We start from the raw sequence: 26,324 nt of genomic DNA, 5'->3' as shown, positions 1-26,324 counted from the left end.
GCAGGATTACATTCCTGCTTCTTTTTGATTAATGGCTTGTCTGGCCAGCTGATCAGCACCTGCATTTTGAGAGCTAGGGACCCACTTTATAAAAAATAACTCAAATTGACTGGACAATTTGAGGGCTTCTTCCAGTAAAGGAGCAAACGCTTTATTTTTAACGTATTCTTGGTTCATTGCGCGGTCTACTAGCTGAGAGTCCGTTCGAAAAGATACGCTCGTATACTTTTTTTCTAAACAAATTTTTAATGCATGAAGAAGTGCATGGTACTCTGCTTCATGATTCGTCATTATCCCAAGAGCAATAGCGTAACGATGATGTTCACCATTTCCTTTAATTAAAATACCAGCTCCAGAAGGACCAGGGTTGCCAGCAGTGGCTCCGTCTATATAAACTTCAATCATCATACAGCCTCCTTGTTAAAACAATATAAGCTTAAACCATGTTTTTTCATCAATAGTATTGTATCATAAGTACTTCAGCTATTTTATATTAGCACGTATAAACGCTAAAATCCGCTTATTAGGTAAGAAAACTGTCATGAAAAGACATAATAGAAGATAAAATACAAAAAAGCAGAAAAAGTGTTGAATTCAAAATTGCTGATGAAAGGAATGCTCGTTATGAATTTCCAAATTGAATGGCATTATAAATCCTCGAAACATAAACAGTTAATTTTCACATCCGATTTCACAGATGCGAATGAGGCGCTAATGATTGTGGGTGATTTAGAAAAAACAGGTCGAACGAAGGAAATTTTTCTACTTGATGAGCAACAGCAAAAATGGACTGTAAAAGAAGCGAAAAAGCTCTTACAGGAAGTACAGACAGAGCCTCACGATATTGTTGCATATTTTGACGGAGGCTATGAGCATGATACGCTCTTAGCGGGGCTTGGGGTTGTGATTTATTTTAAACAGAACAACAACTCTTACCGAATACGACGCAACTCAAGGTTGCAAGAGATTGAATCAAATAATGAGGCAGAGTATGCTGCTTTTTATTATTTAATACAAGTGCTTGAGGAACTTGGTGTTCATCATATACCTGTAACGTTTAGAGGTGACTCTCAGGTTGTATTAAATCAGCTGGCTGGGGAGTGGCCCTGTTTCGAAGAAGAGTTTAATCGGTACTTAGATCGAATAGAAGATAAAATGCAGGAACTTGGTATCCGACCTGTATATGAGCCTATTTCAAGGAAGGAAAATGAAGAGGCTGACCAGCTTGCTACTCAAGCTCTTCAAGGGATACCAATTGCTAGCAGGAAGCAAGTGTAACACACAGAACGAAATGGAGATGAACGAGAGTGGAACGTAAACAATTATTAGAAGAAGTAACGGAGTTATTGGATTACTACTGTAGTGATTGTTTTGTAAAAAAAACGTTTAATAAAGAAAAGGGCAAAACATACGCTCAGACGTTTTGTATTAAAGAGTGTACCGTAGGAGAAAAAATTAAGCAGTATGGAGATTTGCTGACTAAAAAGTAAGCGTGTATAATTTGCCGGCAGCAGCTTCATTCTATCCATATGGAGGTGTTCTTTCAATGGATAAGTTTTTAAATGAAGAAGTAACAACAGGATATAATGATTTAAAGCAAGTAGAAGTGTCTATTCAATCTGCTCAAAAGATGATTGGGACAGCTACGATGAGTATGAGTCCCCAGCAGCTTGAAGAGGCAACGAATGCGCTTAATGATGCAAAAGCACAGCTTCAATCTGCCAAAGCTCATGGCACAGGAGTAGACGAGCAATTTCTTCAGCAGTGCATGCAGTCTATTCAAACATGTGAACAGCAGCTTACTGAGGCCAAACGCTAGGTATAACAAAAAAGAGACTCGGAAAAGAGTCTCTTTTACTATAAAATAAAAAGATCTATTTATGATAGCTTAGTGACATTAGCGGCTTGCGGGCCTCTATTGCCTTCTACAATTTCAAAAGATACCTCTTGTCCTTCTTCCAAGGATTTATAACCTTCGCTTTGGATGGCAGAAAAATGTACAAACACGTCGCTGCCGCCTTCAACTTCAATAAAGCCATAGCCTTTTTCATTGTTGAACCATTTTACTTTACCATTTTGCATAACTTGAATCCCCCTAGTACTGTGCAGCCTCATGCTGCTGAAACTCGAATTATCATTTCCAATAGAGGTAAATGATTGTTTATATTATATAATAAGAAGAAATAAAATTTCAACATTAAAATTTAACTTTTCTGAAAATTTAATTTTTATTTAACGTGGACATAGTACCAATATAACTAAAAAAATTTCTTATGAGATGAAAAATAACTGAAAATTTAGTTTATAATAAAAGTATAGTCAGCATAATTTTAAAGCGGTGATAAGGAGTGGGTCGTGTATGTATCGTACACAAGTAAATGGAAAAGAAATCATTTTGTTATTTTCAACGCTCGAAGCAGCAAAGAGCCGCAGCAACCTAGAGAAAGAGCAAATTTATAAGCGAGTATTGCATTTAAATGAGCAGCTGCTAATGTTTCAAAATGGAACAAGCTTCACCATTGGCGATCCGTTAGGATTAATTGTAGCTCAAGTGAAAAAAAGTGATTTGACAACCATATATATCGAACATATCATTGATAAACAGTTTATGTATGATGGAGATGGTCATCGAGGTGAAGTAGTGTAACAAGATAACACCTATATATGAAGAAGCGTACGGAGATACTCGTACGCTTCTTCATATATAGGATTAAAAATATGCGATTTTACAAGTATTAACAGGGATAAATAACAAAGTTCAATAAATTAAAGAAGAACAGTGAAACCATGAATAGCAATCACCTTTTTAGCTAAAAAATATAGATACACATCATCTTATGTAATGAGATAGTTAAGCTTTAAAATCAATGAACACGAGAGGTGTTATAAAGCTTAAATTGAAAAACGTGTGATTGTGACGTTAATTAGAAGTAAGGTTTGGAGGACGCTATGGAAAGTAGAAAAAAATTGGATTTACTTGCTCTTGCTTCTGTGCCACTTATCATGACCCTCGGAAATTCAATGTTAATTCCGGTATTGCCGGTGATTGAAAAACGTCTACAGATAAGCTCGCTGCAGGTATCCATGATTATCACGGTCTACTCAATTTTCGCTATTTTTTTAATCCCGATTGCTGGTTATTTATCAGATCGATTTGGCCGCAAGAAAATTATTATTCCCAGTTTGCTGCTTGCTGCAGCAGGAGGGGCTTTAACAGGCTGGGCTTCATGGCAAATGGCCAATCCTTTCTGGGTTATTTTAATTGGCCGCGCGATTCAAGGAATAGGTTCAGCAGGAGCTATGCCTGTTGTGATGCCTTGTGTAGGAGATATGTTCAAAGACGAGCAAGAAATTACAAAAGGACTAGGTTTAATTGAAACAGCTAATACGTTTGGGAAAGTACTAAGCCCAATACTGGGAGCTTTTTTAGCGGCTATGATTTGGTTTCTTCCTTTTTGGTTCATTCCTATTCTTTGCCTTATTTCGATTCTTTTGGTTATCTTTTTAGTAAAAGTTCCGAAAAATGATAGTTCTTCTGAATCTGAACAAAAAAAGAAAAGTATTACGCAGTTTTTGAAGGATTTGAAGAAAACGCTCAAAGAAAATATTGGATGGCTTATGGCTATTTTTATTTTAGGCGCCATTATTATGCTTGTATTATTCGGTGTTTTATTTTACCTATCGACCATACTAGAGGAGCGTTATCATATTGTGAATACGAAAAAAGGTTTAGTGATGGCTATTCCTTTGCTCGCTTTATCTATTTCTTCTTTTGTGGCGGGGAAAAAAGTTGGAAACAATAAAATCGTTATGAAGTGGTCTGCTTTTTTTGGCTTTTTATTGTTAACGTGTTCTTTCATCATTTTATTTTTTAATACGTCTCTTTTTAGTATTTTACTCACTTTAGTGCTTGGTGGAATTGGAATTGGAGCAGCTCTTCCTAGTCTTGATGCGCTTATTACAGAAGGAATTGAAAAGGAAGAGAGAGGAACCATTACGTCTCTTTACAGTTCGATGCGCTTTGTCGGAGTAGCAGCTGGCCCTCCTCTTTATACATTGCTTATGAAGTGGTCGGACATGGCTGTGTTCCAAACGTCTCTAGGGATTAGTGCAGTAGGTGCCATTTTAGTTTTAAAAGCTATCAAACCAAAACCTGAAGGCGGCGTAAAACTGAAGAAAGCTGAAGTGTGATTTTATGGAGCTGTCTTATGATAAAAGACAGCTCTTTGCTATTTAAAGACCCGTCAATATGCTTAAATTTATATTGTGTCTAGAAAAAATCCTTGAAATTTCTTATACTTCAATTTATAGACAGCAGATGCAATAGTTCTTATTTTATTGAATAAGGTGGTTTTGAATTGAGTATAAATTATCAGAAATTAAAAAGCATGGTGGATCATTATCAAATATTTGATCTTGTAGCGTATATAACAGAAGAAGTACAAAGCCTTCAATCAAAGAGCCTTGCGGGGATTGTGAAAGAATGGTTAACAAACTTACAAACGGAAGAAGAGCTGTACGAGCTTATCCGCTTTTGTGATGAAGCTTTATTAAATCGTTTAAGTCGAATGTTAACGACATATGGCTATCGTCGATTTGGCTCGATTCGAATGGTGACTCTTTATTGTGATGATCTCCTGCGAGAAGGCAAGATACTCGACGCTGATGATAGACTTTCTGTATTAATTTCTCAGCTGGATACGGAATCAGTTAAAGAGGAACAGCTTGAGAAAATCTATTTTTTAAAGGTAAGAATTCTTTTAGAAATGAAACAAGTGGATGAAGCTTCTAAGTGGATGAAACAAGTAACGTCACATAATCAAAAGGGTATGGCTGACAGATGGGGATATTTTTATTTGCAGCTCAACGACAGAATGAAAGCTGAATCCTGCTTAAAAGAAGGAACGACATATAAGGAGAATGGAGATTTTTGCTATGCAATGCTCGCAGATTTATATGCGTATGAGGGGAAGCATAAACAATCGCTTGAAACAATTAACGAGGCTATTGTCCGCTATCCACAGCTTCCGTCTTTATATATGGATAAAGTGATGCGATTAAAAGATTTAAAAGAGTATTCTCTCTTGCTTGAAACCATTGAATTTATCGACTCAAAGTTACCCTATCACGATTATCAAGATTTTTTTACGCTGCTGCGCGCCGACATTTATTTTGAGCAGCAGCAGCAATCTCAGCTTACGCATCTGCTCTCGACTAAGCGATGTTTAAAAGATTCACCTTATCAAAAATTAATTGGAAAGCATACAGACGATAAAATCAGTACAATCAAGCTTCCTATTGTACCAATTGTTCAAAAAGATAATTATTGCGTGCCAGCCAGTATGAGTATGATGTTAAGGCTTTTACATACCGAAAAAACACAGGATGAGATTGGAACGCGTATTTACGGAGGCTTAGGATCCAAACTGTCAACTGCGGTGAGCTACTTTGAATCTCTTGGCTTTGCAGCGATGTTTTTTACAGGCACAGTTGAACAGTTTAAAGAACTATTAGACAAAGGGCTGCCTATTTTGGTCAGTCTGGAATTTGAACAAGCTTCCCACGTTCAAGTTGTATTTGGCTATGATGATGAACTTGAACTTTTTCATGTACAGGATGCTAATTTTCTAAGTCCAACGTATGTAGAATATAAAAATTTTGATCAGCATTACGCTAATTCGGGGTTTTTATCAATTGTTGCTTCTAAAGCGGCAGCGGATCTCGCTTCACTTTCTAAAGAGCAAGATGTGTTTATTCGTCAGCTGTATGACTTAATCGAACTAGTTGAAGCGGATGAAGAGGCACACATTAACGATCTCGTTTCTTTATTAAAAGCAAATGAGCATGTTCCATTTGCCTCTATTTACAGTATGAAGCATTTGTACAGAAAAGAGCATGAAGCCTATATTCGTACGTGTATTAATCATGTATTAGAGAAATATAGCAATCACGATTATCTTAAGCTTCACGCCGCATATGCCTTTTTTAAACTTGACGACAGTAAGGGAGCATCTTCCTTGTTACACCACGTAGATAACAAAAAGCATAGCTCTTTTTATCACTATCTTAAAGGAAGAATTGCGCTGGATGAAGAGAAATATGATGAGGCTGTTGAAGCACTGCGCAGCTCGCTGCAATTAGACGTAGAGCAGCACTTGAACTGGAGCTATTTAGCACTTGCATATATGTACAAAGGAAACCTCGAAAAGGCTTTTGAATGCTCGACTATTTCCTTAAATATGTATGGCGATGAATCTTATACACAAATGAATCACGGACTTATTTTAATGGAGAAAGAAAGATACGCAGAAGCCAGAAATCTTTTCGACGCGTTATTAAAAGAACACCCAAAAGATGCGCACAGCTGGTTTGAAAGAGCCCGTTGTGATGAACATTTAAAAAAGTTTCGTAAAGCTTACCGGGGATTTCAAGTAGCTAAACAGCTTTTGCCGACTGTCCCTTATCCATATCTTTCGATAGCTGATTTGCTACAATATCAACTAGAAAAAACAGACAAAGCTGAAAGCTATCTCAAAGAAGGCATGAAGCATCTCCCGAGCGACATGACAATTCGAGGAAGACTAGGCGATTTATACGTCGCGAATCAAAGGTACGAAGAAGCTATTGCTCTGTATAAAGAAGGCTTAAAAATAGAAGAAGATGCCCTTATGTATTTGGGCTTATCTTATGCGTATCTAGAAACAGATGAACATTTAACGGCCGTTGATACGCTCACGCTTATTGCGCAGAAGTTTTCATCGAACAGCGATGTCATGTTGGATGCAGGCAGCATGCTTTTAGATGCAGCAAAAGAGAAGAAGCTAGACAACCAAACGATAGAGTTTGGATTTGCTCTTTATGAAGAAGGAATTCATTTTGCTCAAACAGCGCTAGATGAAGTGTTAGAAGCATATACGAGTTATTTAGAAGACACGGCTTTACTGACTCGTGGAATTAAGTTCTTAACTGGAGAACATCAAGAGCACCCTAATGAGATTTTGTACATGTGCTATTTAGGTATATTATACGAACAAGCCAAGCAGCTAACAAAAAGTGAGAAACTTTATCAGCAAGCGCTTCATATCAAGCAAGATGCTTTGCCATATTATCGGTTAGGTGAAATATATCAATCAATGAATCGCATCACTGAAGCAAAAGAGGCCTTCCAAAAATGCTTAACTCTTGATAAAACATTTGAAGCCGCTTGTATGAAGCTTGCCGAAATGGCTTGTGAAGAACAAAATCGAACGGCTGAAAGGAATTGGCTGCTTCAATGGATACAGCTGAATCCTATGGAAGTAAACGTTGAGCACGCAGCTTCACTTTGTGAAACAGAGAAAGAGTATGAAGAGCTGTTAGAGGTATTAAAAAGCTTAGAGGAAATTGTGCTGCCCCAATGGCTCGCTGACAGCCAAGCTCATGTGTATCGCCTAAAAGGAGACATTTCACAGGCTGAAACGTATTTAGAGAAGGCGCTTGAACTAGATCCACAGAATCTTGCTATTCGCCATCATCAGGCAAAATGGCTCATCATGGAGCATAGATATGAAGAAGCTAGAACAATTCTTACAGAGCTACTAAGTGAGGATCCGGAAGATTACGCTCTATTTCAAACGTTCATGTCTAGCTTTCCAAATGGAAAAAAACTGTCCGGGCTTACGGCAAATTTAAAAAAGATAAAAATGGAAAAACGAAGCAAAAGCATGCTGTTTAAAAACGCAGCGGAGGCTTTAAATGAGTATGCCGATTCGATCGTAGAAGAGCAGCAAGGATCTATCTTCAAACGAAGCTTAGCAAAGTTCAAAGCAAAAGCAAAAACGGTTACGCTACTTGGCTTAACGATTGAACTGTATGAACTGGCTATAAAAACGGATCGGAATAATAAAGAGGCTGTGCATGCATTTGCGGCTTTTTACGAAGAGAAAGGATTGATTGAAGATAGCATCACCGTGCTGAAAAAATCGCTGCATCAAAGCTGGGATTTTGATGTTGCCTATCATTTAGCCAATATACTCGTTAATATCCATGAAAATGAACAGGCTGCACATGAAGCGCTAAACATAGTTCAAAAACTTCTTGAACAGCAGCCATATCATATAGATTTGCAGATATACCGAGCATTTATTTTGAGTAGCCTTGAAGAGGTAGAAAAATCGGAGGCAGCTTTTCAAGAATTACTTCAGCAGGAGATTTATCAGCCTGACATATATGCAGGATTAGCAAAACTATATAATAAAACGGAACGTTATCATGAAACTGTTCAGCTTCTTCAAAAAGCGATTGAACAGCGTCAAGAGTATGAAGGGATGTATACCGATTTAGGTATCGCGTATCATTTAGAAGGTGAAACGGAAGCAGCAGCTTCGCTTATGATAACCAGAGTAGAAAGTGGAGACGAAGATCTTTTTATTCGCTATAACTTGGCATGCTATCTAGCTGTTCTTGGAAAAACTGCTTCTGCTCAGGAAGAGTTGGATTATGTTTTAGCGCACGATGAAACGGGAGAATTTTATGAAATGGCTATGGAAGACAATGAACTAAAAGGATTAACGGTAAGAAGGTAAAAAAAAGAAGCTGGGTTTCAGCTTCTTTTTTTATCCCTCTTTTGCACCTTGTCTTTTCAAAGAAATGGATTCGGAAATTTCCAGTGTAAGAATGATAATGGTGCCAAGAACTAATCCGTTGCTTAAAAACGTAGTAACTAAAGGAGGCAGTGTTGAAAAAGCTTGAGAAGGCAAAAACATAACCCCTATCCCCGACAGCAACGCAATACCGGCTTTTTTCATTGCTTTTTCGGGCTGTTTGGCATGCTTGAATTCTCCAATTCCAAGAGCCATCATACCTGTAAAAACAGGAAAGATTGCCGCGTATCCGACGGCAGGAGGAAGAGCGGACATAATGGACGTTAAAGGAGTAAAGATACTCAGAAAAAGCAAAAGACACGATGCTACAATAAAAGGAACTCGGCTATAAAGATTTGTAGCTGAAATAAATCCACCGGAACCTGAAATAGGAACGGCACCGACACCTGAAAACAATCCTCCAAGCAGCTGACTTATACCCGAAACCATCCCGGAACGCTTAATATTGTCTTTTTCAATTTTTTCTCCTTTGTGCTTATAAACAGACTCAACAACACGAATAGAAGCGAGCATGTTTGTAATTAAAATGAGCGTCACAAAAAAAGCAGTAACAACCATATTCCATTCAACGCGAGGAGCTCCAAATACGAACACTTTAGGTATGTAAAATAACTGCGCCTGAAACTCGATAGGTTTAGCTAACCCTAGTATTGCAAATAATCCCCAGCCTACACCAATACTAATAATAATGCTAAGCTTATTTAACGTCCCGTGCGATAATAAATAAAAAGTCAGCAGCAAAATCGCAGCTGAAGCCAGCGCAATTGGAAGTTTAATAGCTGAATTCATTTCTGTAATGCCAAACATTCCTTTTAAAAAGGAACCGCTTAGCTGCGTCACTAATAAAATTAAATATGTACCGGTAACTGTCGGGGTAAAGTATTTTGCTAGTTTATCAATGAGACCAAGCAGGCTCATCAAAATAGCAATTATCCCGCTTATAAGGAGGGTGAACTGCAGCACGCGGAGCGTTTCAGAGTGAGAACCAAACAGAACGGTTCCAAGGCTCGCATACAGAGAAAAGACGCCCCACCAAACGCCAGCTGGCCCTTCCATGATTGGGTATTTATGCCCTATAAATACCTGCAAGAGCCCGGATAAAGCTAAAATAAATAACGTTCGCTGTAAAAATTGAATAGAATCCGCTGCGTTTAAATGAAACTGAGAAGCAATTACAATAGGAACAATCATACTATTAGAAATCATAAATAAAAACCATTGTAGTGAAGCAATGGAAACTCGAAACATTCTTAACACCTCAATTAATGCCGACGAGCGGCTGAATGAACCAACAGGCTGCTCTATTATTTTACCATGGGATTTCCAATTTGTAAGCGATATCTTGTTAAAAGGAAGATGAATAAAGTGTCAAAAAATTCAATATATTGTTGTAAAAAGAAGAAAGATAATTTATAATTTTCTTACAATTATAAATTATAAACATAAGAATAATTTATAATGAACTGACTAACAGTCAAGGAAGGAGGAGGAATAAGACAAATGAAACTATACCTGTCGGTTGATATGGAAGGAATTACGGGACTCGTCGATCACACAAATGTTCTGCGACAGAAAGAAAATTATGAAAGAAGCCGCAAAATAATGACGGATGAAGCAAATGCAGTAATTTATGCAGGATTTAGAGAAAAGTGCTCAGAAGTTGTGGTAAATGACAGTCATTCGAGTATGAATAATCTCCTTGTTGAACGGCTTCATCCAGAAACTCAGCTTATTTCAGGGAGCGTAAAACCATATTCAATGGTACAGGGATTAGATCAGACTTTTGATGGTGCTATGTTTCTAGGGTATCATGCTAAAGCATCCATGCCTGGTGTCATGTCTCATTCAATGATATTTGGTGCTCGCAATATGTACATAGACGATACGAATATTGGAGAGTTAGGCTTCAACGCATACGTCGCAGGCTATTACGGCGTGCCAGTTTTAATGGTAGCCGGTGATGACCAAACGGCGCTGGAAGCACAGCAGCTTATTCCAAACGTGACGACCGCTATCGTCAAACAGGCCATTTCACGTTCTGCAGCCAAAACATTAACCCCTAAGAAAGCAGAACAATTACTTCAAGAAAAAACAGCCGCAGCTATTCAACACAAACACCTTGTTAAACCTTTAAATCCACCTAAACATCCAACCTTACGAATAGAATTTGCAAATTATGGTCAAGCAGAGTGGGCGCATTTAATGCCGGGAACAGAAATTGAGCCTGGAACGACGACCGTTCGGTTTCAAGCAAAAGATATTTTAGAAGCTTATCAGGCCATGCTTGTTATGACTGAATTAGCTACGCGCACAACATTCTGTTAGAAGGTGGGATAAAGGTGAAAAGTTATATTTTGAAACGATTTTTATCCATGCTTGTTACGCTGTGGGTAATTGTGACCTTAACCTTCTTTTTAATGCATTCGATTCCTGGATCTCCATTTAATGAAGAACGAGCGACAAGCGATGCAGTTCAAAAAAACCTGGAATCATTTTATCACTTAGATGAGCCGCTAGCTGTGCAATATATTCTTTATTTAAAATCCATTGTTACCTTTGACTTTGGTCCTTCCATTAAACAGCCGTCTCAAACGGTTAACGACCTTTTAGGAAGAGGGTTTCCTGTGTCATTTGAACTTGGAATGGTGACGTTAATTCTTGCGGTGATTTCCGGTATTACACTAGGCATTATCGCTGCTCTTAGAAGGAATGGAATAATTGATTACATGGCGATGAGCATAGCAGTTATCGGATTGTCGGTTCCAAATTTTGTTATGGCCACGTTGTTAATTCAACAGCTTTCTGTCAATTTGAAAATTTTACCTGCCGCTACGTGGACAAGCCCTTTACATATGATTCTTCCGACTCTAGCTCTTGCCACAGGTCCTATGGCTATTATTGCACGTTTGACTCGCTCAAGCATGATAGAAGTACTAACTCAAGATTATATTCGAACAGCGCGTGCAAAAGGGCTTTCGCCAGTAAAAATTGTATTTAAGCATGCGCTTAGAAATGCTTTAATGCCCGTTATAACAGTTCTTGGAACGATTGCAGCCAGCGTATTAACCGGCACATTTGTTATTGAACAAATCTTTGCTATTCCTGGCATGGGAAAATATTTTGTGGACAGTATTAATACGAGAGACTACCCGGTAGTTATGGGCACGACGGTCTTTTACAGTTCGATTCTCATCATTATGCTTTTTTTAGTAGACATTGCTTACGGAATACTTGATCCACGAATCAAACTGTATAAGAAGGAGGGATAACGTGCTGGAAAAACAGGAGTATAAGCAAATTCCTGATGAGTGGTTTGTGCCAAAGAAAAAAAAGAAATCTGAAGCTGAAGCAGTTGTAAGGCCGAGTCTTTCTTATTGGCATGATGCTTGGCGCAGGCTTGTAAAAAACAAGTTGGCCATGCTGGGTCTCTTTTTTTTAGTCATTCTCGTTGTGATGGCTATATTCGGTCCTATGTTTTCACCCTACAGTGTAACGAAAGCTTCTTTTACAGAGCAAAACCTTCCTCCTTCAGCTAGTCATTGGTTTGGAACGGATGACTTAGGCAGAGATATGTACACTCGGACATGGTATGGAGCTAGAATCTCTTTATTTGTAGGACTGATGGCAGCGCTTATTGATTTTATCATCGGTGTCATTTACGGGGGATTCTCAGGCTACAAAGGCGGAAAAACAGATAATGTCATGATGCGCGTAATTGAAATTTTATACGGTCTTCCTTATTTATTAGTGGTGATTTTACTAATGGTAGTCATGGGCCCCGGGCTTTCTACGATTATTGTGGCACTTTCCGTTACAGGTTGGATCGGGATGGCGAGAATTGTACGGGGGCAAGTATTGCAAATAAAAAACTATGAATACGTGCTTGCATCCAAAACGTTTGGAACAAAAACTAGTCGTATCATTAAGCGAAACCTGCTTCCAAATACGATGGGGCCGATTATCGTTCAAATGACACTAACCGTACCAACTGCCATTTTTGCTGAAGCTTTTTTAAGCTTTTTAGGGCTGGGTGTACAGGCTCCTTATGCCAGCTGGGGAGTAATGGCAAACGATGGTTTATCAACGATTCTATCAGGCTATTGGTGGCGTTTGTTTTTTCCCGCTTTTTTTATTTCTCTTACCATGTTTGCTTTTAATGTCCTTGGAGACGGACTGCAAGATGCACTTGATCCGAAATTAAGGAGGTAAGCAAATGGAAAAAAAGATCCAAATCAAAAACTTACACGTACAGTTTTCAACTTACGGAGGGCGAGTTCAAGCTGTAAGAGGCGTTAGTTTTGATTTACATAAAGGAGAAACACTAGCGATTGTCGGAGAGTCAGGGTGCGGAAAAAGCGTAACATCTCAAAGTATTATGAGGTTAATTCCGACACCTCCGGGCAGGATCACAAGCGGATCTATTTTATTTAAAGGCCAGGATTTAACGAAACTATCAGAAAAGAAAATGCGAGACATTCGAGGCGCTGATATTTCGATGATTTTTCAGGATCCTATGACTGCGCTTAACCCAACTCTTCGCGTAGGTGAGCAAATTGCAGAAAATATTATGCAACATGAAAACATTTCAAAAGAAAAAGCCAAAGAAAAAGCATTTGAAATGCTGGAGCTAGTCGGAATTCAAAATCCTAAAGAACGCCTAAAGCAATATCCTCATGAATTTAGCGGGGGAATGAGACAGCGTATTGTCATTGCAATGGCTCTTGTATGCAATCCCGAAGTGCTCATTGCTGATGAACCTACCACAGCTCTTGACGTCACGATACAAGCGCAGATTTTAGAATTGTTTAAGGATATTCAGCAGAAAACGGATGTCTCTATTGTTTTAATTACGCATGATTTAGGTGTAGTTGCTCAGGTAGCTGACCGTGTTGCCGTAATGTATGCAGGAAAGATTGTAGAAATTGGAACAAGAAGAGACATCTTTTATACGCCGCAGCATCCGTATACAAAAGGATTGCTGCGTTCAGTTCCTCGGTTAGATTTATACGAAAATGAACTTGTGCCTATTGCAGGATCACCTCCCGATTTATTTGCACCTCCATCCGGATGTTCGTTCGCACCTCGCTGTCCTTACGTAATGGAAGTGTGTGACCGCATGTATCCTGCGTCGACAAAGCTGAAAGAAAGTCACCAAGTGCACTGCTGGCTTCAAGATGAGAGAGCCCAAAAATTTGTAACAACTATAAGCTAGATTTATAGATGAATAGAGAACTTATGAAAGAGGGGGAAATGATGAAAAAAATAGGGTCTTTACTAATGATGTGTGTACTTATATTTGCACTTGCTGCCTGTACGGCCACAAAAGATTCAGGCGCGGAGCCAGAAAAGAAAAGCAGTACAGCAAAAGAAGACGGTAAGGTCCTTTATATGAATAATGGCGCAGAACCTACGTCTTTTGATCCACCTATTGGATTTGATTCATATTCATGGAATATGCTTAATAACTTAATGGAAGGGCTGACTCGTTTAGGAAAAAGCGATGAGCCTGAAGGAGCAATGGCCGAGAAATGGGATATCTCTGAGGACAAAAAGGTCTATACGTTTCATTTACGAAAAGATGCTAAATGGTCAAATGGAGATGACGTGAAAGCAAGTGATTTCGTATTTGCTTGGAAGAGGCTGTTAGATCCTAAGACGGGTTCTCCAGCGGCATTTTTAGGTTATTTCATCCAAGGTGGAGAAGAATTTAATACGGGTAAAGGTAGTGCTGATCAAGTAGGGGTAAAAGCGCTAGATGACAAAACCTTTGAAGTTACGCTTAAAAGCCCTCAAGCCTATTTCTTAAGCGTAGTTTCCAATCCAGCGTTCTTCCCAATTAATGAAAAAGTAGCAACAAAAAATCCGAAATGGTTTGCAGAAGCAGATTCGTTTGTTGCTAATGGTCCCTTCAAATTAACTCAATGGAAGCATAACAGTAATCTAGTCATGGAAAGAAACGATCAGTATTGGGACGCTGAAAATGTAAAGCTCGACAAGGTAAAATGGGTAATTGTTGAAAATACAAACACAGAATATCAAATGTATCAAAATGGAGAACTAGATGTTTCTGAAATTCCATCGGATTTAAGTGAAAAGCTGCTGAAAGATGGAGATGTTCATATCGAAGACCAAGCGGGAACTTACTTCTATCGCTTTAACTTAGATAAAGAGCCTTTTCAAAACAAAAATATCCGTAAAGCATTTGCAATGGCTGTAGATCAAGATCAAATTGTTAATTTTGTTACAAAGAATAAAGAAAAACCAGCTCATGGGTTCGTATCTTATGGATTTAAAGATGCAGATGGAAAGGATTTCCGCAAAACGGGCGGCGACTTATTAAAAACAGATGGCAAAGAAGCAAAAGCACTTCTGAAAAAAGGAATGAAAGAAGAAGGATATAAAAAGCTGCCAGCTATTACGCTAACATACAGTACAGACGATACGCATAAAAAAATAGCAGAAGCACTGCAGCAAATGTTCAAAGAAAATCTAGGCGTAGATGTGAAGCTTGCCAATATGGAATGGAATGTTTTCCAAGAAGAACAAAAAGCGTTAAAGTTTCAGCTGTCACGAAGTTCATTTTTAGCTGATTACGCAGATCCAATTAACTTTTTAGAGAGCTTCCAGACGGGTCATTCAATGAACCGTACAGCTTGGAGCAATAAAGAATATGATGAGTTAATTAAACAAGCTATGAACGAAACGGATAATAAAAAACGTTTTGAGCTTATGTATAAAGCAGAAGGTATTTTATTTGATGAGATGCCGATCATTCCTATCCATTTCTACAACTATGTGTTTTTAATCAAAGATAACGTATCTGGAATTGTTCGTCATCCTGTTGGCTATTTAGATTTGAAGTGGGCAGATAAACAGTAAAGTGGAACTTTTCGTCAGAGGGGATTTCAATTCCCTTCTGACCCAAGTTTCACTTTCTTCATTTCTTTACACAAAAGGAGTGTAACAAATGATAAAACCAAAACCATTACAAAAAGGTGATACAGTAGCTGTTATTGCACCTGCTAGTCCGCCTAATCAGCACAATCTAAAAAAAGGAATAGAATATTTAAGGGAAATAGGATTAAACGTAGTAACAGGCGCGCATTTATATAAAAAAAACGGGTACTTGGCAGGGACTGATGAACAGCGAGCAGCCGATATACATGCGATGTTTGCCAATAAGGAAGTAAAGGCAATTATCTGTGCATGCGGAGGGTACGGGACTGCTAGGCTTGCCTCGCAATTAAACTACGATTTAATTAAGCGAAACCCAAAGGTTTTTTGGGGGTATAGCGATATTACGTTTTTACATACGGCTATTCATCAGCGCACAGGTTTGGTTACCTTTCACGGGCCAATGCTTTCGTCGGATCTCGGAAAAGAAGATGTTCATATAGAGACGAAGCAAGCTTTTTATCAATTATTTTCTCACCGTTCTTTGTGCTATACGGATCAAATTAGTCCGCTCGACACTATTTGTGAAGGAGAAGCAACTGGTCAGCTGATAGGAGGAAATCTTACTTTGCTGGTAAGCACGCTTGGCACTCCATTTGAACTAGATACAAAAAATCGAATTTTATTTATTGAAGATATTGATGAAGAGCCGTATGAAATTGACCGCATGATGACACAGCTGTATATGGCCAATAAACTGCAGGATGCAGCGGGAATTATTATCGGAGATTTTCATAACTGCTATCCTAAAAAACGTAAGGAGTCGCTTTCATTAGAAGAGGCATTAACAAGTTACCTGACTTCTTTAAAAAAGCCTGTTATGAGAGGGTTTCGCATCGGGCATTGCTCTCCTCAAACAGCTGTGGCGATTGGAAGCTATGCCACGATGTCGACTTATGAACGAATGGTGGAATTTGAATCTGGTATTACATTACCAAAAGATAAAGTCGAACGCTGAAGGTTAAACCTGTGGGGAGGATAAATAAGTGATGGATAAAAAAGCGTATTACGTTTGTGTAGCTGTGGCGACTGTTTGGACTTCCTATGACTCTAGCAGAGAAATAGATGACAATGCAATAAGTTTTCCAGTAAAACTGGATAAATGGCTAGAACAATTAACGTATACACGCCGGTTGGAGCTTTGTGAGAAAAATTTAGTTCAAACGCAGCTGTTACTAGGAGAAGAAGTATATGTAACGGAAATGAAAGGTAAATGGGCAAAAATCGTTATTCCTTCTCAGTTTTCTTCTAAAGATGAAAGAGGATATCCCGGGTGGGTTCCTTTCCACCAACTGATTTCTCAAGCCGAATATTTTCCATTGAATAAACCAACGGCAGTGGTATCAGCAACGATTGCGACCCTGCACCTAGCGGAAGAAGCCTTGCAAATTAGTTATCAAACGCAGCTGCCTCTTTTAAAAGAAGATAAAGAATGGCTACAAGTTCAAACGCCGGTTGGCAGTGGGAGAATAAAACGTCAAGATGCTGTTGTAATAGAGGATAGAAACCGTAAAGTAAAAGGAACTGGGGATATGATTATTGCAGCAGGAGAACAGTTTTTGAATCTTCCATATTTATGGGGTGGCATGAGTGCCTGGGGATATGATTGTTCCGGGTTTGCCTATGCTACTCATAAAGCAAACGGATATCTTATTCCAAGAGATGCAACCGATCAAGCAAGGCAAGGAAAAGAAGTAGGGTTAGCCTCTATTCAACCTGGAGATTTGCTGTTTTTCGCTCATGAAAAAGGTGAAGGGGCTATCCACCATGTTGGTATTTATTATGGTAAAGGAAAAATGCTTCATTCACCTAAAACAGGTAAAACCGTTGAACTGATTGAATTAAAAGGAACGCTTTATGAAGAAGAGCTGTGCGCAGCCCGGCGCTATTATTAGGAGGTGGCAGTTATGACAACGAAACATTTGTTAGAAGTAAAGCAGCTGAGCAAATATTTTCCGATTACGAATAAGCAGGTTTTGAAAGCAGTAGACGGCGTGTCTTTTCATATTTCAAAAGGAGAAACCTTTGGACTTGTTGGTGAATCCGGCTGCGGAAAATCAACTGCCGGGCGAACAATCATTGGATTGTATAACCGTACATCAGGAGAGGTGCTTTATAAAGGGGAAAACGTGCATGAGCTATCAGAGAAAGAAAAATTTGCTTTTCATCGTAATATGCAAATGATTTTTCAAGATCCATATGCTTCACTAAACCCTCGTTCTACCGTGAAGGAGATTATCTCAGAACCAATGGAGGTTCACGGACTTTATTCGAATAAAAAAGAGATGTTGAACCGCGTGTATGAGTTGCTAGAAGATGTCGGGCTAAATCGTGATCATGCCAATCGCTATCCTCATGAATTCAGCGGCGGGCAGCGCCAGCGTATAGGGATTGCAAGAGCTTTAGCACTAAATCCAGAATGCATTATTGCAGACGAACCTATTTCTGCTTTAGATGTGTCTGTACAGGCTCAAGTAGTTAATTTATTAAAAAAACTCCAAAAAGAAAAAGGATTAACTTATTTATTTATTGCACATGACTTGTCGATGGTAAAGCATATAAGCAATCGTATTGGAGTTATGTATTTAGGGCATTTAGTAGAATTAACAACAAGTTCGGAGCTGTATCAAAAACCGCTTCACCCTTACACTCAAGCTCTACTGTCAGCTATTCCTATCCCTGATCCTGACGTTGAGGATAATCGGAAGCGGATTGTTCTTAAAGGAGACTTACCGAGTCCAATTAACCCGCCCTCTGGCTGCGTGTTTAATACGCGCTGTCCTCTTGCAGTAGTAGCCTGTAAGACTCAAAAGCCAGAGTGGCAGGAAGTTGAAGACAATCACTTTGTAGCCTGTCACTTATACAATCAAAAGATAATGAGTAACAACTATATTGAAACAGCTGCGACAAAATGATGGAAAGAGCGAGAATGAAAATAGAAGATGCAGTTACTACATGGAAGCGGAGTAATAATGGACTTATACGTATTCATATTGAAGGAAAAGAATCCATACAGATTAATTCTTTTATCCAACAACGAGCAGCAAGTACAATCAAGCTGCTGCTTGCAATAGAAGCGTTTCGTCAAATTGATGAGGGCATCTTGGCTTTAACATCTGTCATTCAAAGAATGGAAAAAAACACGGTTGGTGGAGCAGGTGTACTTAGAGCTCTTCCGCGGTTAACACATATTAAAGTGGAAGAGCTGCTTACCCTTATGATAATTGTTTCTGACAACACAGCTACAAATGAGCTCATTTCTTTAGTAGGATTTGAAAAAATTAACGAATGCGCTAAAAATCTAGGATTAAAGAAAACTGTTTTAAACCGCTATATGATGGACGAAATCGCTGTTGAAAAAGGGATTGATAATTATACGTGTGCTTCTGACGTAGTAAAGTGTTTAAGGGAAATATATGAAGGAAACCTTTTGCAAAAATCTAGTCGTGAAAAAATAAGGAGAATGTTAGAAATGCAGCAGTTTCAGCATAAGCTTCCAGCACGTATAGGATCAGCGTTTCAAGCTGCGAATAAGACTGGAGAACTACAGGGAGCAGAACATGATAGTGCTATTCTCATGCGAGGTAACGAAACGTATTATGCCGTTGTTTTGATAGATGGACTAAGTGACAATGAACAGGGAAGGAGATTAATTGCTGATATTAGATACCTTCTGTCATCTAACATCTAAAAATCTTTTGACCATATACTTCAATAAGCGAGATTGGTTTGCTCCCTTTTATTTAATGTCTTCTATCAAAGAAAAACTCACATTTACTAATAATAAATGCTTGTCTTCTCAGATTTTGGCGAGACCGTTGTTTGCTGTGCTGGATTTGTGCTAGTAATAGATAAACATGTTCTTTTTCATGAAATTTTATGAAAAAATAATGATAAATCATTCATCCTATACCAACTTATTCATATTTTTTATATAATAGAATAATAGTATATATTTTAAACGAATAGTGAATGTCTATGCAAAGCAGCAAGGAGCATGAAATTATTCGATTCATAAATGGTGGTGTATGTATGGCAAACGAACATGTAATGATAGATATTATAAAAGCATTTAAACGCAATTCAACTGAATCCATTGCCATGGATTTAATTAAGGAAGTGCGAGGGACATTTAGTCCATTACCTAAATATATAGCGGATTTAATTGATGAGCTGAGAAAATTAAATTTAAAAGACGAAGTGATCAGTGTAATCTTGTATCAATCTGTATATGTGGCAGATCATCAATTTAATATTAAAGATACCATTACCAATCGTCAGTTTGTAAAAGATACGATTGAAATGGGCAGAAGATGGGTGCATCAGTACGGCCGAATTGAAACAGTAGAAGAAGCAATTCATATTGCAGAGCAAGTGTCTACAAAAGAGGACTTGCCTCATCATTTGCAAACAGCAACAATTGACGAAAAAATTACGCTTGAGGTGCAGCTTGATCATCAAACGTATGAAATGTTAAAAAATATAGCGGTTTATTATGATCATCATTCCTATGAACAGTCAATGACTGTAGCAATTAATCGTTTATATACGCAGCTGCGCGATGCACAATCAAAGAATAGTTAAATGTCAAATCTCACATGTTCCGTGCACCATGTGAGATTTTTTAAGATGTGAAAGAGGCGCAGATGAAAATGTCTTGCTCCATCATTCACCAAAAGGAGGGAGAACATAGATGAGGGTATATTTATCTCCTCTTCAAAAAAAAGATGCTTCTAAAGTTTTTGCATATTGGTCGGATGAAGAGGTTACTAGATATATGAATATTGAGCCCTTTACGACGCTTTATCAAGCGGAAAGCATGATTGCACTTCTCCAAAGTTTGACGAAAGAAGGGAAAGCAACACGCTATGCTATTCGATTAAAGACTTCCGATGAGATCATTGGAACCTGCGGTCTAAACCGTATTGATTATGTTAAAAAGCAAGCAGAGATTGGGTATGATTTAGGCAAACCTTTTTGGAAAAAAGGCCTCATGACAGAAGCGCTCTGCCTTTTGCTAGAAAAAGCTTTTGAAGAGTTTCATATACAAGAAATTGAAGCAAAAGTTGATCCTAATAATAAAGATTCAATTACTCTTTTAAAAAAATTTTCGTTTCAACTAGAAGAGGCGTATGAGTCAGATGATTGTACTTGTTTATACACCGTCAACAAGGAAAAAGTGAGCGCGATATTGTCAGGACGTTCAAAAGGTAAGAAGTAAATCAAGCATAAGTTCTGCATAAGTTCTTTTGAAATAGTAAATATTTTTAGGCCTTAACCGATAACAAAGAAAAGAACGAATTGAAGGAAGGTCATGAATGAATCATCATACACATTTACTAGAAGGGACGTACAATGAGTTACTCGTTACACTCTCTTTCCTTATCGCTATTACTGCGGCGTACGCTTCTTTTGGGTTAGCTAATCGTGTGAAAATTTCCCGGGCGAAATTTATTCAGTTTTGGTTAATCAGCGGGGCATTTACATTGGGAATAGGCATTTGGTCAATGCATTTTATCGCCATGCTTGCTTTTCACTTGCCCGTAGATGTTTCATATAATTTATGGTTTGTTCTTCTCTCAATTTTGGGGGCGATAACGGGATGTTATATAGGCCTCTACCTCATTCACAAACAAAAGAAAAGTATAAAAGCACTTATCATTGCAGGGAGCTTTATGGGAGCTGGAATTGTTTTTATGCACTATTTGGGCATGATGGCTATGGAGCCAATTATGATTTCATATGATCCATTTATCGTTTTTCTCTCTATTCTTATTGCTGTTGCTGCTTCTAATACAGCTTTGTGGCTTGGTTTTTATTCAAAGCTAAATGAAGGGAAGCTTACCGTTTTTGCTAAGGTTATTTGTTCTACTATTATGGGCATTGCTATTGCAGGTATGCACTATACGGGCATGCAGGCAGCTTCTTTTTCAGGAATGTCAATGTCTGAACACTCAAACGGCTTTGCCTTAAATCCAATATATTTATCCGTCGTTATTGTTTTTTTTATTGTCTGCCTATTTACGGCTGTGTTTTTAACCATTTTTATGGATCGACGCGTACAAAAACAAGAAGTTTTAAAATGGGCTTTTTTTGAATCCGCCCTGGATGCTATTTTGGTAATCGATGAAAAAAGACATGTTTTATCGCTCAATTATGCAGCGGAAACGCTTTTCTCTCTTAAAGCATCAGATGTAATCGGGAGTAATGTTGTTAAGCTGCTGCCCTTCTATGAATTTTCTTCTCTACAAGATGGACGAACTGAGCACTCCCTTTTGATAAGTAATAGAGAAGTTACGGTTGAGATAACGGTGATGGCGGTAGGAATTGAAGAGACGGTTGAGTATATGCTGTATATCCGCAATATGACGCAAGAGCGCGAAGCGGAAAAAACGTTGATTGAAGCAAAAAATCGCTATGAAAACTTGTTTTACTCCTCTCCATTGGCAATTATGGTCCATCGAGAAGAAGAGGTCGTGTCTGTGAATGATGCTATGATTCAGCTTTTAGGAGTAACGGAAGACCAGCTCGTTGGTAAATCGTTATATGATTTCTTTTCATCTGAACAAGTTCCTGATATTAAAAAAGGATTGAAGGCAGTAAAGGATAGAAAAGATGAGCCAAGATCTCCATTAGCTCAGTTGAAAATGTTTAATGCGTTAGGTAAGGAACTCTTCTTAGAAGTAAAATCTACGCTCATTCAAATTAATGGAGAGACGCTTTTTCAGACAGTAACTAGAGATGTAACGGAACAGAAAAAAGCTCAAGAATCGCTTCAATACATGGCTTTTCACGATATGCTAACAGATTTACCAAATCGAAGTATGTTTTCAAGCATTGTAGAGAAATCCATTGATTCAGCAGCTACTTCAGGAAAAAAGCTTCATTTCTTATTTTTAGACCTAGATCGTTTCAAACAGGTAAATGACACGCTTGGTCATCATGCTGGAGATCAGCTTATGCTTCAGGTTGTTGATCGAATGAAGAGCTGCCTAAGAAACCAAGATGTGCTTTCGCGTTTTGGAGGAGATGAGTTTTTAGTTTTACTGCATGATAGGACTGATGAAGAAGTGAAAAAAATCTGTCAATCATTAAATGACTGCTTATCCACTCCTTTTGTAGTGCTATCGAGAGATGTTTATTTAGGGGTAAGCATCGGAGTTAGTTTATTTCCTAAAGATGGAAAGTTGCTTGAAGTGCTAGTTCGCCATGCTGATTTAGCGATGTACGAAGTCAAAAAACAAGGGCGTAATCATTATCTGTTTTATCAAAAAGAAATGCAGGTTCATACTACGCGACGAATGAGAATTGAAGATGGGTTACGCAAGGCTTTTGAGCTGGGCGAAATGGAGCTTCACTATCAGCCGAAAGTCAATATTCAAAGTGGCCATATTGTTGGAGTGGAGGCTTTAATCCGGTGGACTCATGCCGAGATGGGCGTCATTTCTCCCGCAGAATTTATTCCGATTGCTGAAGAAACAGGCGTTATTGTTACACTGACGAAATGGGTATTAAAAAAAGCGTGCCATCAAAATAAGTATTGGCAGCTTCAAGGACTTCCTCCCTTAAAAATGAGTGTGAACATATCAAGCGTTGATTTTGGTACAACTGATTTTGTTGATTATGTGTTAGGTGTCTTGCGTGAAGTAGAGTTAGAATCACGATATTTAGAACTTGAAATTACAGAAAGTGTAACGATGAAGCATGTTGAGCAAACAATCGAAAAGCTACAAATCTTAAAAGATGCAGGAGTATTTATTTCGATTGATGATTTTGGCTCAGGATACTCCTCGTTCAGCTATATTCAGAAGCTACCTATTCATACGCTGAAAATTGACCGGTCTTTTATTAAAGATTTAGATCCTAATACAACGGAAGTATCGATTGTCAGAGCCATCATTACACTAGCCAAAAGTTTGCAGCTATCCGTCGTAGCAGAAGGTGTAGAAGAAGTTGAACAAGTAGAACTTCTTCATAAAGAAAAATGTGATGAGGTGCAGGGATACTATTTCTCCAAACCGATTTCAGCGGAGGAATTTTATGAGAAATTTCATAAAATCGAAGAGAAAATGGAATTTGTTCATTAATGTAAAAAGCCGTTCTTATTTAAAAGAACGGCTTTTTACATTTAAGGTCAGAGCTAACAGTTTATACAATACATAGATTCCAAGGTATGCACCGGTTAATAAAAAAGCTGAATTTAAAAAGATTGCATGAATGCTCGTCATAAAAACAGTATGGTTTTTTAAGATACGATAGATAGAAGCAGCAGCTATATTTCCAAATACTAGCGCTGAAAGAAGGGCTAGCGTATTAAAAACTGGCTCTGCTCCTTTCCATTTGAGTGAGAAAAAGAGCATGATAATAGGAATAATAATACTTCCAGAAACTAACAGAAAAATCAATGGACCATCTCCAATACGTTATCTTATTACAGTTACATACGATAATGTTTTTGCTTATTTTTAGATAGTCTTCCCTTTTTATAGTCTGTTAAGCTTTTTTCTTCCATTTTTTTCTTATATAAAAAAGTAAAATGATGGATAAAACCATTAAAATGATTTTGCCTTGCATAGATCCTTGTGAAATATGATAAACCGAATAAACTTCAATAAAAAGCGCTGGAATTTTTCCAAGTGCGCTAGCAGAAATGAATACAGCAAAGGAGCCTTTTCCTACAGCGCTGAAGAATGTAATGAGGCCTGATGGAACAAAGGGAAGTAAACGCAAAGAAAGAATCAATATAAAACTCTCTTTCCCTTGTACGCGCAGCAGCTTTAGCGACTTGGAGTGAGAAGGTGTTTTTGTATGAACAAGTGTACGGAAACCTTTTCGATACAGCCAAAAAGAGAGGGCTGCACCTAAAACTTCTCCAATAAAAGAAAGTAAAAATCCGTTCCAAAAACCAAATAATTTTACGTTTACGAACGTAAGGGGTGCGCTTGGAAATACGCCCGTAATGCTAATAAGAATGTTCAAGAGAATGCTGATAAACCCAGCTGCTTCTAAATGTTCAAGCAGAAATGTTTGAAGATAGTCAGTCATGGTTATACTCCCATTTATGTTTTACTTGTAGGGCTATTTTAGATGATTTTCTACTATTATATAATTTTTGGCATGAAATAAGTAGGTAAGCAGTTTATAAAAAACAAAACAGGGTAACTACTTACTAATGAAAGATGATTTACTGATTTGAAGGGATGGACAACTCATGTTGAAATTTTTGCTTGTTATTGTAGTTGTATTATTAATTATTATGATTTTTAAACGCTTTATCCGAAAATAAAAATGCTAACTAAGCAGCTCGTGAGATCTTTCTCACGAGCTCTTTTGCGGAGCTATTCAGTAGCTCAACAATACACTTTTTACCTGTGATGAATATCACTGCAGCTAGAGAAATGAAGGGGTAAGATAGAAATGGGAGGGAGGTATATGGAATTATTATTCTATCTCAGCACTTATTTATCAGGGGGAGCTATTGCATTATGGCTAATTAATGCAGCATTTAATGGATTATTAAAATAACAGAGGGAGAGAAAATGAACGATTCTAAAGGTATATTTAACGATAAAGAAAGAAAGCTTGCTCGCTATTTGGAGACGTACACAACTGAGCAGATTTTAACTGAAGCAGGCATGTCTTCGTCTGCTGCGCTATATGAGCTGAAAAAAATAAGATTACCGCGGGCAGTTGCTAATACGATTGTTTATTACGTGCTGGCAACAAATAATCAAAAGCTGGTTATGTACAAACTGCTCATGTTAGCTGGCGTTTGTAAAAAGCTTGGCATTCAAGATGCACAGGCAGCCCTCACTTTTATCAAAAAATATTACGTTTGTCATCAGCATTTACACTAAAAAGTACATCTGTCTGAGGGGGAAAAGAGATGAATATTGTCCCGTTTAAGCAGCGTTCATCTGCAAAAAATGATCAAGGCAGAGAACAGCCGTTTCAATGTTTCATTGAGGGAGATCGATTTCAGTTAGATTTGTATATGACATATTTATTTCATCGCTGCCATTCTAGCAGGTATAGATATAACCGTGCTAACAGAAAGGGTAGGATGTAATGATAAGATACCAGTGGTAAGCGGCTTCATTTTTCCTGATGGAATAATGAGGCCGTTTGTTGTGTTAGAAAGAATGATTTACTATGATGTAGTTAATGATAAAAGAAAAAGGAAGGGAAGGAACGTAATGGATTTACATAAGTGGGAATATTGGATTTCAAAGCTCGAGCTTCAGCCTCATCCAGAAGGAGGGTTTTATAAACAAACCTATCGCTCCAATGATGAAATTTCTGATAAAGAAGTGTCATCGCAGTTTGATGATAAACGATTTCTATACACGAGTATTTACTTTTTATTAAGGTCTCAAGATGTATCGCATTTCCACCGGCTGCAATCAGATGAACTATGGTACTATCATGGCGGAAGCCCTTTAACCATTCATATTATTTACCGCGACGGAACCTATCAAGAAGTAAAACTAGGTACAAACTTAGAAAATGGAGAAGTTCCTCAATTTTTAGTTCCAAGAGATACGATTTTTGGTTCCTCTGTGGCAAATGAGAATACGTTTTCTCTCGTTGGATGTATGGTCGCACCAGGTTTTGATTTCCGTGACTTTGAATTATTCACAAAACAGCAGCTGCTTGATGAATTCCCCGAGCATGTTGTGATCATCGACAAATTAGGGTACGATAAATTGCCAAATGATTAAAAAGCAT

26 protein-coding genes are annotated in these 26,324 nt (G+C 38.1%); 21 read left to right on the top strand and 5 right to left on the bottom strand.

Features of this window, described 5'->3' with window-relative positions; all coding sequences use genetic code 11:
• Positions 1 to 6 precede the first annotated feature (6 nt).
• The gene (locus LAV82_RS07540; RefSeq protein ID WP_013056171.1) at positions 7 to 405 is read right to left on the bottom strand and encodes a reverse transcriptase-like protein; all 399 of its coding nucleotides are present in this window, start codon (positions 403 to 405) and stop codon (positions 7 to 9) included.
• Positions 406 to 624: 219 nt separating this feature from the next.
• On the opposite strand from LAV82_RS07540, the gene LAV82_RS07535 reads away from it, so the two are divergent.
• From LAV82_RS07535 to LAV82_RS07525, 3 genes are read left to right on the top strand one after another with little or no spacing between them, the layout of a single operon-like run.
• Positions 625 to 1,278, top strand: a complete 654-nt coding sequence (locus LAV82_RS07535; protein WP_041816515.1) for a ribonuclease H family protein — start codon at positions 625 to 627, stop codon at positions 1,276 to 1,278.
• 29 nt (positions 1,279 to 1,307) lie between these two features.
• Entirely contained in the window at positions 1,308 to 1,490 is a 183-nt protein-coding gene (locus LAV82_RS07530; RefSeq protein ID WP_013056173.1) for a zinc-finger domain-containing protein, read from the top strand.
• A 56-nt stretch (positions 1,491 to 1,546) separates the two neighbouring features.
• The gene (locus LAV82_RS07525; RefSeq protein WP_029324153.1) at positions 1,547 to 1,819 is read left to right on the top strand and encodes a DUF2564 family protein; all 273 of its coding nucleotides are present in this window, start codon (positions 1,547 to 1,549) and stop codon (positions 1,817 to 1,819) included.
• A gap of 59 nt (positions 1,820 to 1,878) precedes the next feature.
• On the opposite strand, the gene cspD is transcribed toward LAV82_RS07525, so the two are convergent.
• Positions 1,879 to 2,082 (bottom strand): cold-shock protein CspD, encoded by a 204-nt coding sequence (gene cspD / locus LAV82_RS07520; protein ID WP_013056175.1) that lies wholly within the window; start codon positions 2,080 to 2,082, stop codon positions 1,879 to 1,881.
• A gap of 277 nt (positions 2,083 to 2,359) precedes the next feature.
• Between cspD and LAV82_RS07515 the strand changes: the two genes are divergently transcribed.
• The 3 genes from LAV82_RS07515 (at position 2,360) to LAV82_RS07505 (ending at position 8,564) form a co-directional block, all read left to right on the top strand.
• On the top strand, positions 2,360 to 2,647 hold the full coding sequence (locus LAV82_RS07515; protein WP_013056176.1) for a hypothetical protein: 288 nt from the start codon (positions 2,360 to 2,362) through the stop codon (positions 2,645 to 2,647).
• Between the two features lie 302 nt (positions 2,648 to 2,949).
• Positions 2,950 to 4,191 (top strand): bacillibactin exporter BcbE, encoded by a 1,242-nt coding sequence (gene bcbE / locus LAV82_RS07510; RefSeq protein ID WP_013056177.1) that lies wholly within the window; start codon positions 2,950 to 2,952, stop codon positions 4,189 to 4,191.
• A 167-nt stretch (positions 4,192 to 4,358) separates the two neighbouring features.
• A complete protein-coding gene (locus LAV82_RS07505) occupies positions 4,359 to 8,564 on the top strand; it encodes a tetratricopeptide repeat protein (RefSeq protein ID WP_499715832.1) in 4,206 nt (1,401 codons plus the stop codon).
• Positions 8,565 to 8,594: 30 nt separating this feature from the next.
• Here the strand turns inward: LAV82_RS07505 and LAV82_RS07500 are convergent, their stop codons facing one another.
• On the bottom strand, positions 8,595 to 9,890 hold the full coding sequence (locus LAV82_RS07500; protein ID WP_499715831.1) for a purine/pyrimidine permease: 1,296 nt from the start codon (positions 9,888 to 9,890) through the stop codon (positions 8,595 to 8,597).
• A 252-nt stretch (positions 9,891 to 10,142) separates the two neighbouring features.
• Between LAV82_RS07500 and dppA the strand changes: the two genes are divergently transcribed.
• The 12 genes from dppA to LAV82_RS07440 all read left to right on the top strand — a co-directional run bounded on the left by dppA (position 10,143) and on the right by LAV82_RS07440 (position 23,683).
• Entirely contained in the window at positions 10,143 to 10,967 is an 825-nt protein-coding gene (dppA, locus tag LAV82_RS07495; protein WP_029324155.1) for a D-aminopeptidase DppA, read from the top strand.
• A gap of 14 nt (positions 10,968 to 10,981) precedes the next feature.
• Positions 10,982 to 11,911 carry an ABC transporter permease gene (locus LAV82_RS07490; RefSeq protein ID WP_499715830.1) on the top strand — a complete coding sequence of 310 codons (930 nt, stop codon included), beginning with the start codon at positions 10,982 to 10,984 and terminating at the stop codon, positions 11,909 to 11,911.
• A gap of 1 nt (position 11,912) precedes the next feature.
• On the top strand, positions 11,913 to 12,851 hold the full coding sequence (locus LAV82_RS07485) for an ABC transporter permease (protein ID WP_013056183.1): 939 nt from the start codon (positions 11,913 to 11,915) through the stop codon (positions 12,849 to 12,851).
• A gap of 4 nt (positions 12,852 to 12,855) precedes the next feature.
• On the top strand, positions 12,856 to 13,854 hold the full coding sequence (locus LAV82_RS07480) for an ABC transporter ATP-binding protein (protein WP_499715829.1): 999 nt from the start codon (positions 12,856 to 12,858) through the stop codon (positions 13,852 to 13,854).
• A gap of 23 nt (positions 13,855 to 13,877) precedes the next feature.
• On the top strand, positions 13,878 to 15,521 hold the full coding sequence (locus tag LAV82_RS07475) for a peptide ABC transporter substrate-binding protein (protein ID WP_499716129.1): 1,644 nt from the start codon (positions 13,878 to 13,880) through the stop codon (positions 15,519 to 15,521).
• 88 nt (positions 15,522 to 15,609) lie between these two features.
• Positions 15,610 to 16,554 carry a S66 peptidase family protein gene (locus tag LAV82_RS07470; protein ID WP_013056186.1) on the top strand — a complete coding sequence of 315 codons (945 nt, stop codon included), beginning with the start codon at positions 15,610 to 15,612 and terminating at the stop codon, positions 16,552 to 16,554.
• 31 nt (positions 16,555 to 16,585) lie between these two features.
• Complete coding sequence (locus LAV82_RS07465; protein WP_013056187.1) at positions 16,586 to 17,491, top strand: C40 family peptidase; 906 nt, start codon at positions 16,586 to 16,588, stop codon at positions 17,489 to 17,491.
• A 12-nt stretch (positions 17,492 to 17,503) separates the two neighbouring features.
• The gene (locus LAV82_RS07460) at positions 17,504 to 18,511 is read left to right on the top strand and encodes an ABC transporter ATP-binding protein (protein ID WP_211078116.1); all 1,008 of its coding nucleotides are present in this window, start codon (positions 17,504 to 17,506) and stop codon (positions 18,509 to 18,511) included.
• Positions 18,512 to 18,525: 14 nt separating this feature from the next.
• The gene (locus LAV82_RS07455) at positions 18,526 to 19,287 is read left to right on the top strand and encodes a serine hydrolase (RefSeq protein ID WP_499715828.1); all 762 of its coding nucleotides are present in this window, start codon (positions 18,526 to 18,528) and stop codon (positions 19,285 to 19,287) included.
• 341 nt (positions 19,288 to 19,628) lie between these two features.
• The gene (locus LAV82_RS07450; protein ID WP_013056190.1) at positions 19,629 to 20,180 is read left to right on the top strand and encodes a hypothetical protein; all 552 of its coding nucleotides are present in this window, start codon (positions 19,629 to 19,631) and stop codon (positions 20,178 to 20,180) included.
• A 109-nt stretch (positions 20,181 to 20,289) separates the two neighbouring features.
• The gene (locus LAV82_RS07445) at positions 20,290 to 20,817 is read left to right on the top strand and encodes a GNAT family N-acetyltransferase (RefSeq protein WP_013056191.1); all 528 of its coding nucleotides are present in this window, start codon (positions 20,290 to 20,292) and stop codon (positions 20,815 to 20,817) included.
• A gap of 97 nt (positions 20,818 to 20,914) precedes the next feature.
• Positions 20,915 to 23,683, top strand: a complete 2,769-nt coding sequence (locus tag LAV82_RS07440) for a bifunctional diguanylate cyclase/phosphodiesterase (RefSeq protein WP_055988974.1) — start codon at positions 20,915 to 20,917, stop codon at positions 23,681 to 23,683.
• 15 nt (positions 23,684 to 23,698) lie between these two features.
• On the opposite strand, the gene LAV82_RS07435 is transcribed toward LAV82_RS07440, so the two are convergent.
• Positions 23,699 to 24,001, bottom strand: coding sequence for a hypothetical protein (locus LAV82_RS07435; RefSeq protein WP_029324163.1), 303 nt, complete (start codon positions 23,999 to 24,001; stop codon positions 23,699 to 23,701).
• A gap of 88 nt (positions 24,002 to 24,089) precedes the next feature.
• Positions 24,090 to 24,641 (bottom strand): TVP38/TMEM64 family protein, encoded by a 552-nt coding sequence (locus LAV82_RS07430; RefSeq protein ID WP_211078111.1) that lies wholly within the window; start codon positions 24,639 to 24,641, stop codon positions 24,090 to 24,092.
• Positions 24,642 to 25,135: 494 nt separating this feature from the next.
• Here LAV82_RS07430 and LAV82_RS07425 point away from each other — a divergent pair, with 494 nt between their 5' ends.
• From LAV82_RS07425 to LAV82_RS07415, 3 genes are all read left to right on the top strand, one after another.
• Positions 25,136 to 25,453: a hypothetical protein gene (locus tag LAV82_RS07425; protein ID WP_013056195.1), complete on the top strand. Its 318-nt coding sequence runs from the start codon at positions 25,136 to 25,138 to the stop codon at positions 25,451 to 25,453.
• A gap of 29 nt (positions 25,454 to 25,482) precedes the next feature.
• Entirely contained in the window at positions 25,483 to 25,665 is a 183-nt protein-coding gene (locus LAV82_RS07420) for a hypothetical protein (RefSeq protein ID WP_029324165.1), read from the top strand.
• 127 nt (positions 25,666 to 25,792) lie between these two features.
• The gene (locus LAV82_RS07415) at positions 25,793 to 26,317 is read left to right on the top strand and encodes a cupin domain-containing protein (RefSeq protein WP_013056196.1); all 525 of its coding nucleotides are present in this window, start codon (positions 25,793 to 25,795) and stop codon (positions 26,315 to 26,317) included.
• The last annotated feature ends 7 nt before the right edge of the window (positions 26,318 to 26,324 follow it).

This window comes from Bacillus sp. ILBB4 (assembly GCF_035064545.1).
Taxonomy (GTDB): domain Bacteria; phylum Bacillota; class Bacilli; order Bacillales; family Bacillaceae_H; genus Priestia.
The sequence above is the reverse complement of the archived record's forward strand: the minus strand, read 5'-3'. Positions and strand labels throughout refer to the sequence as shown.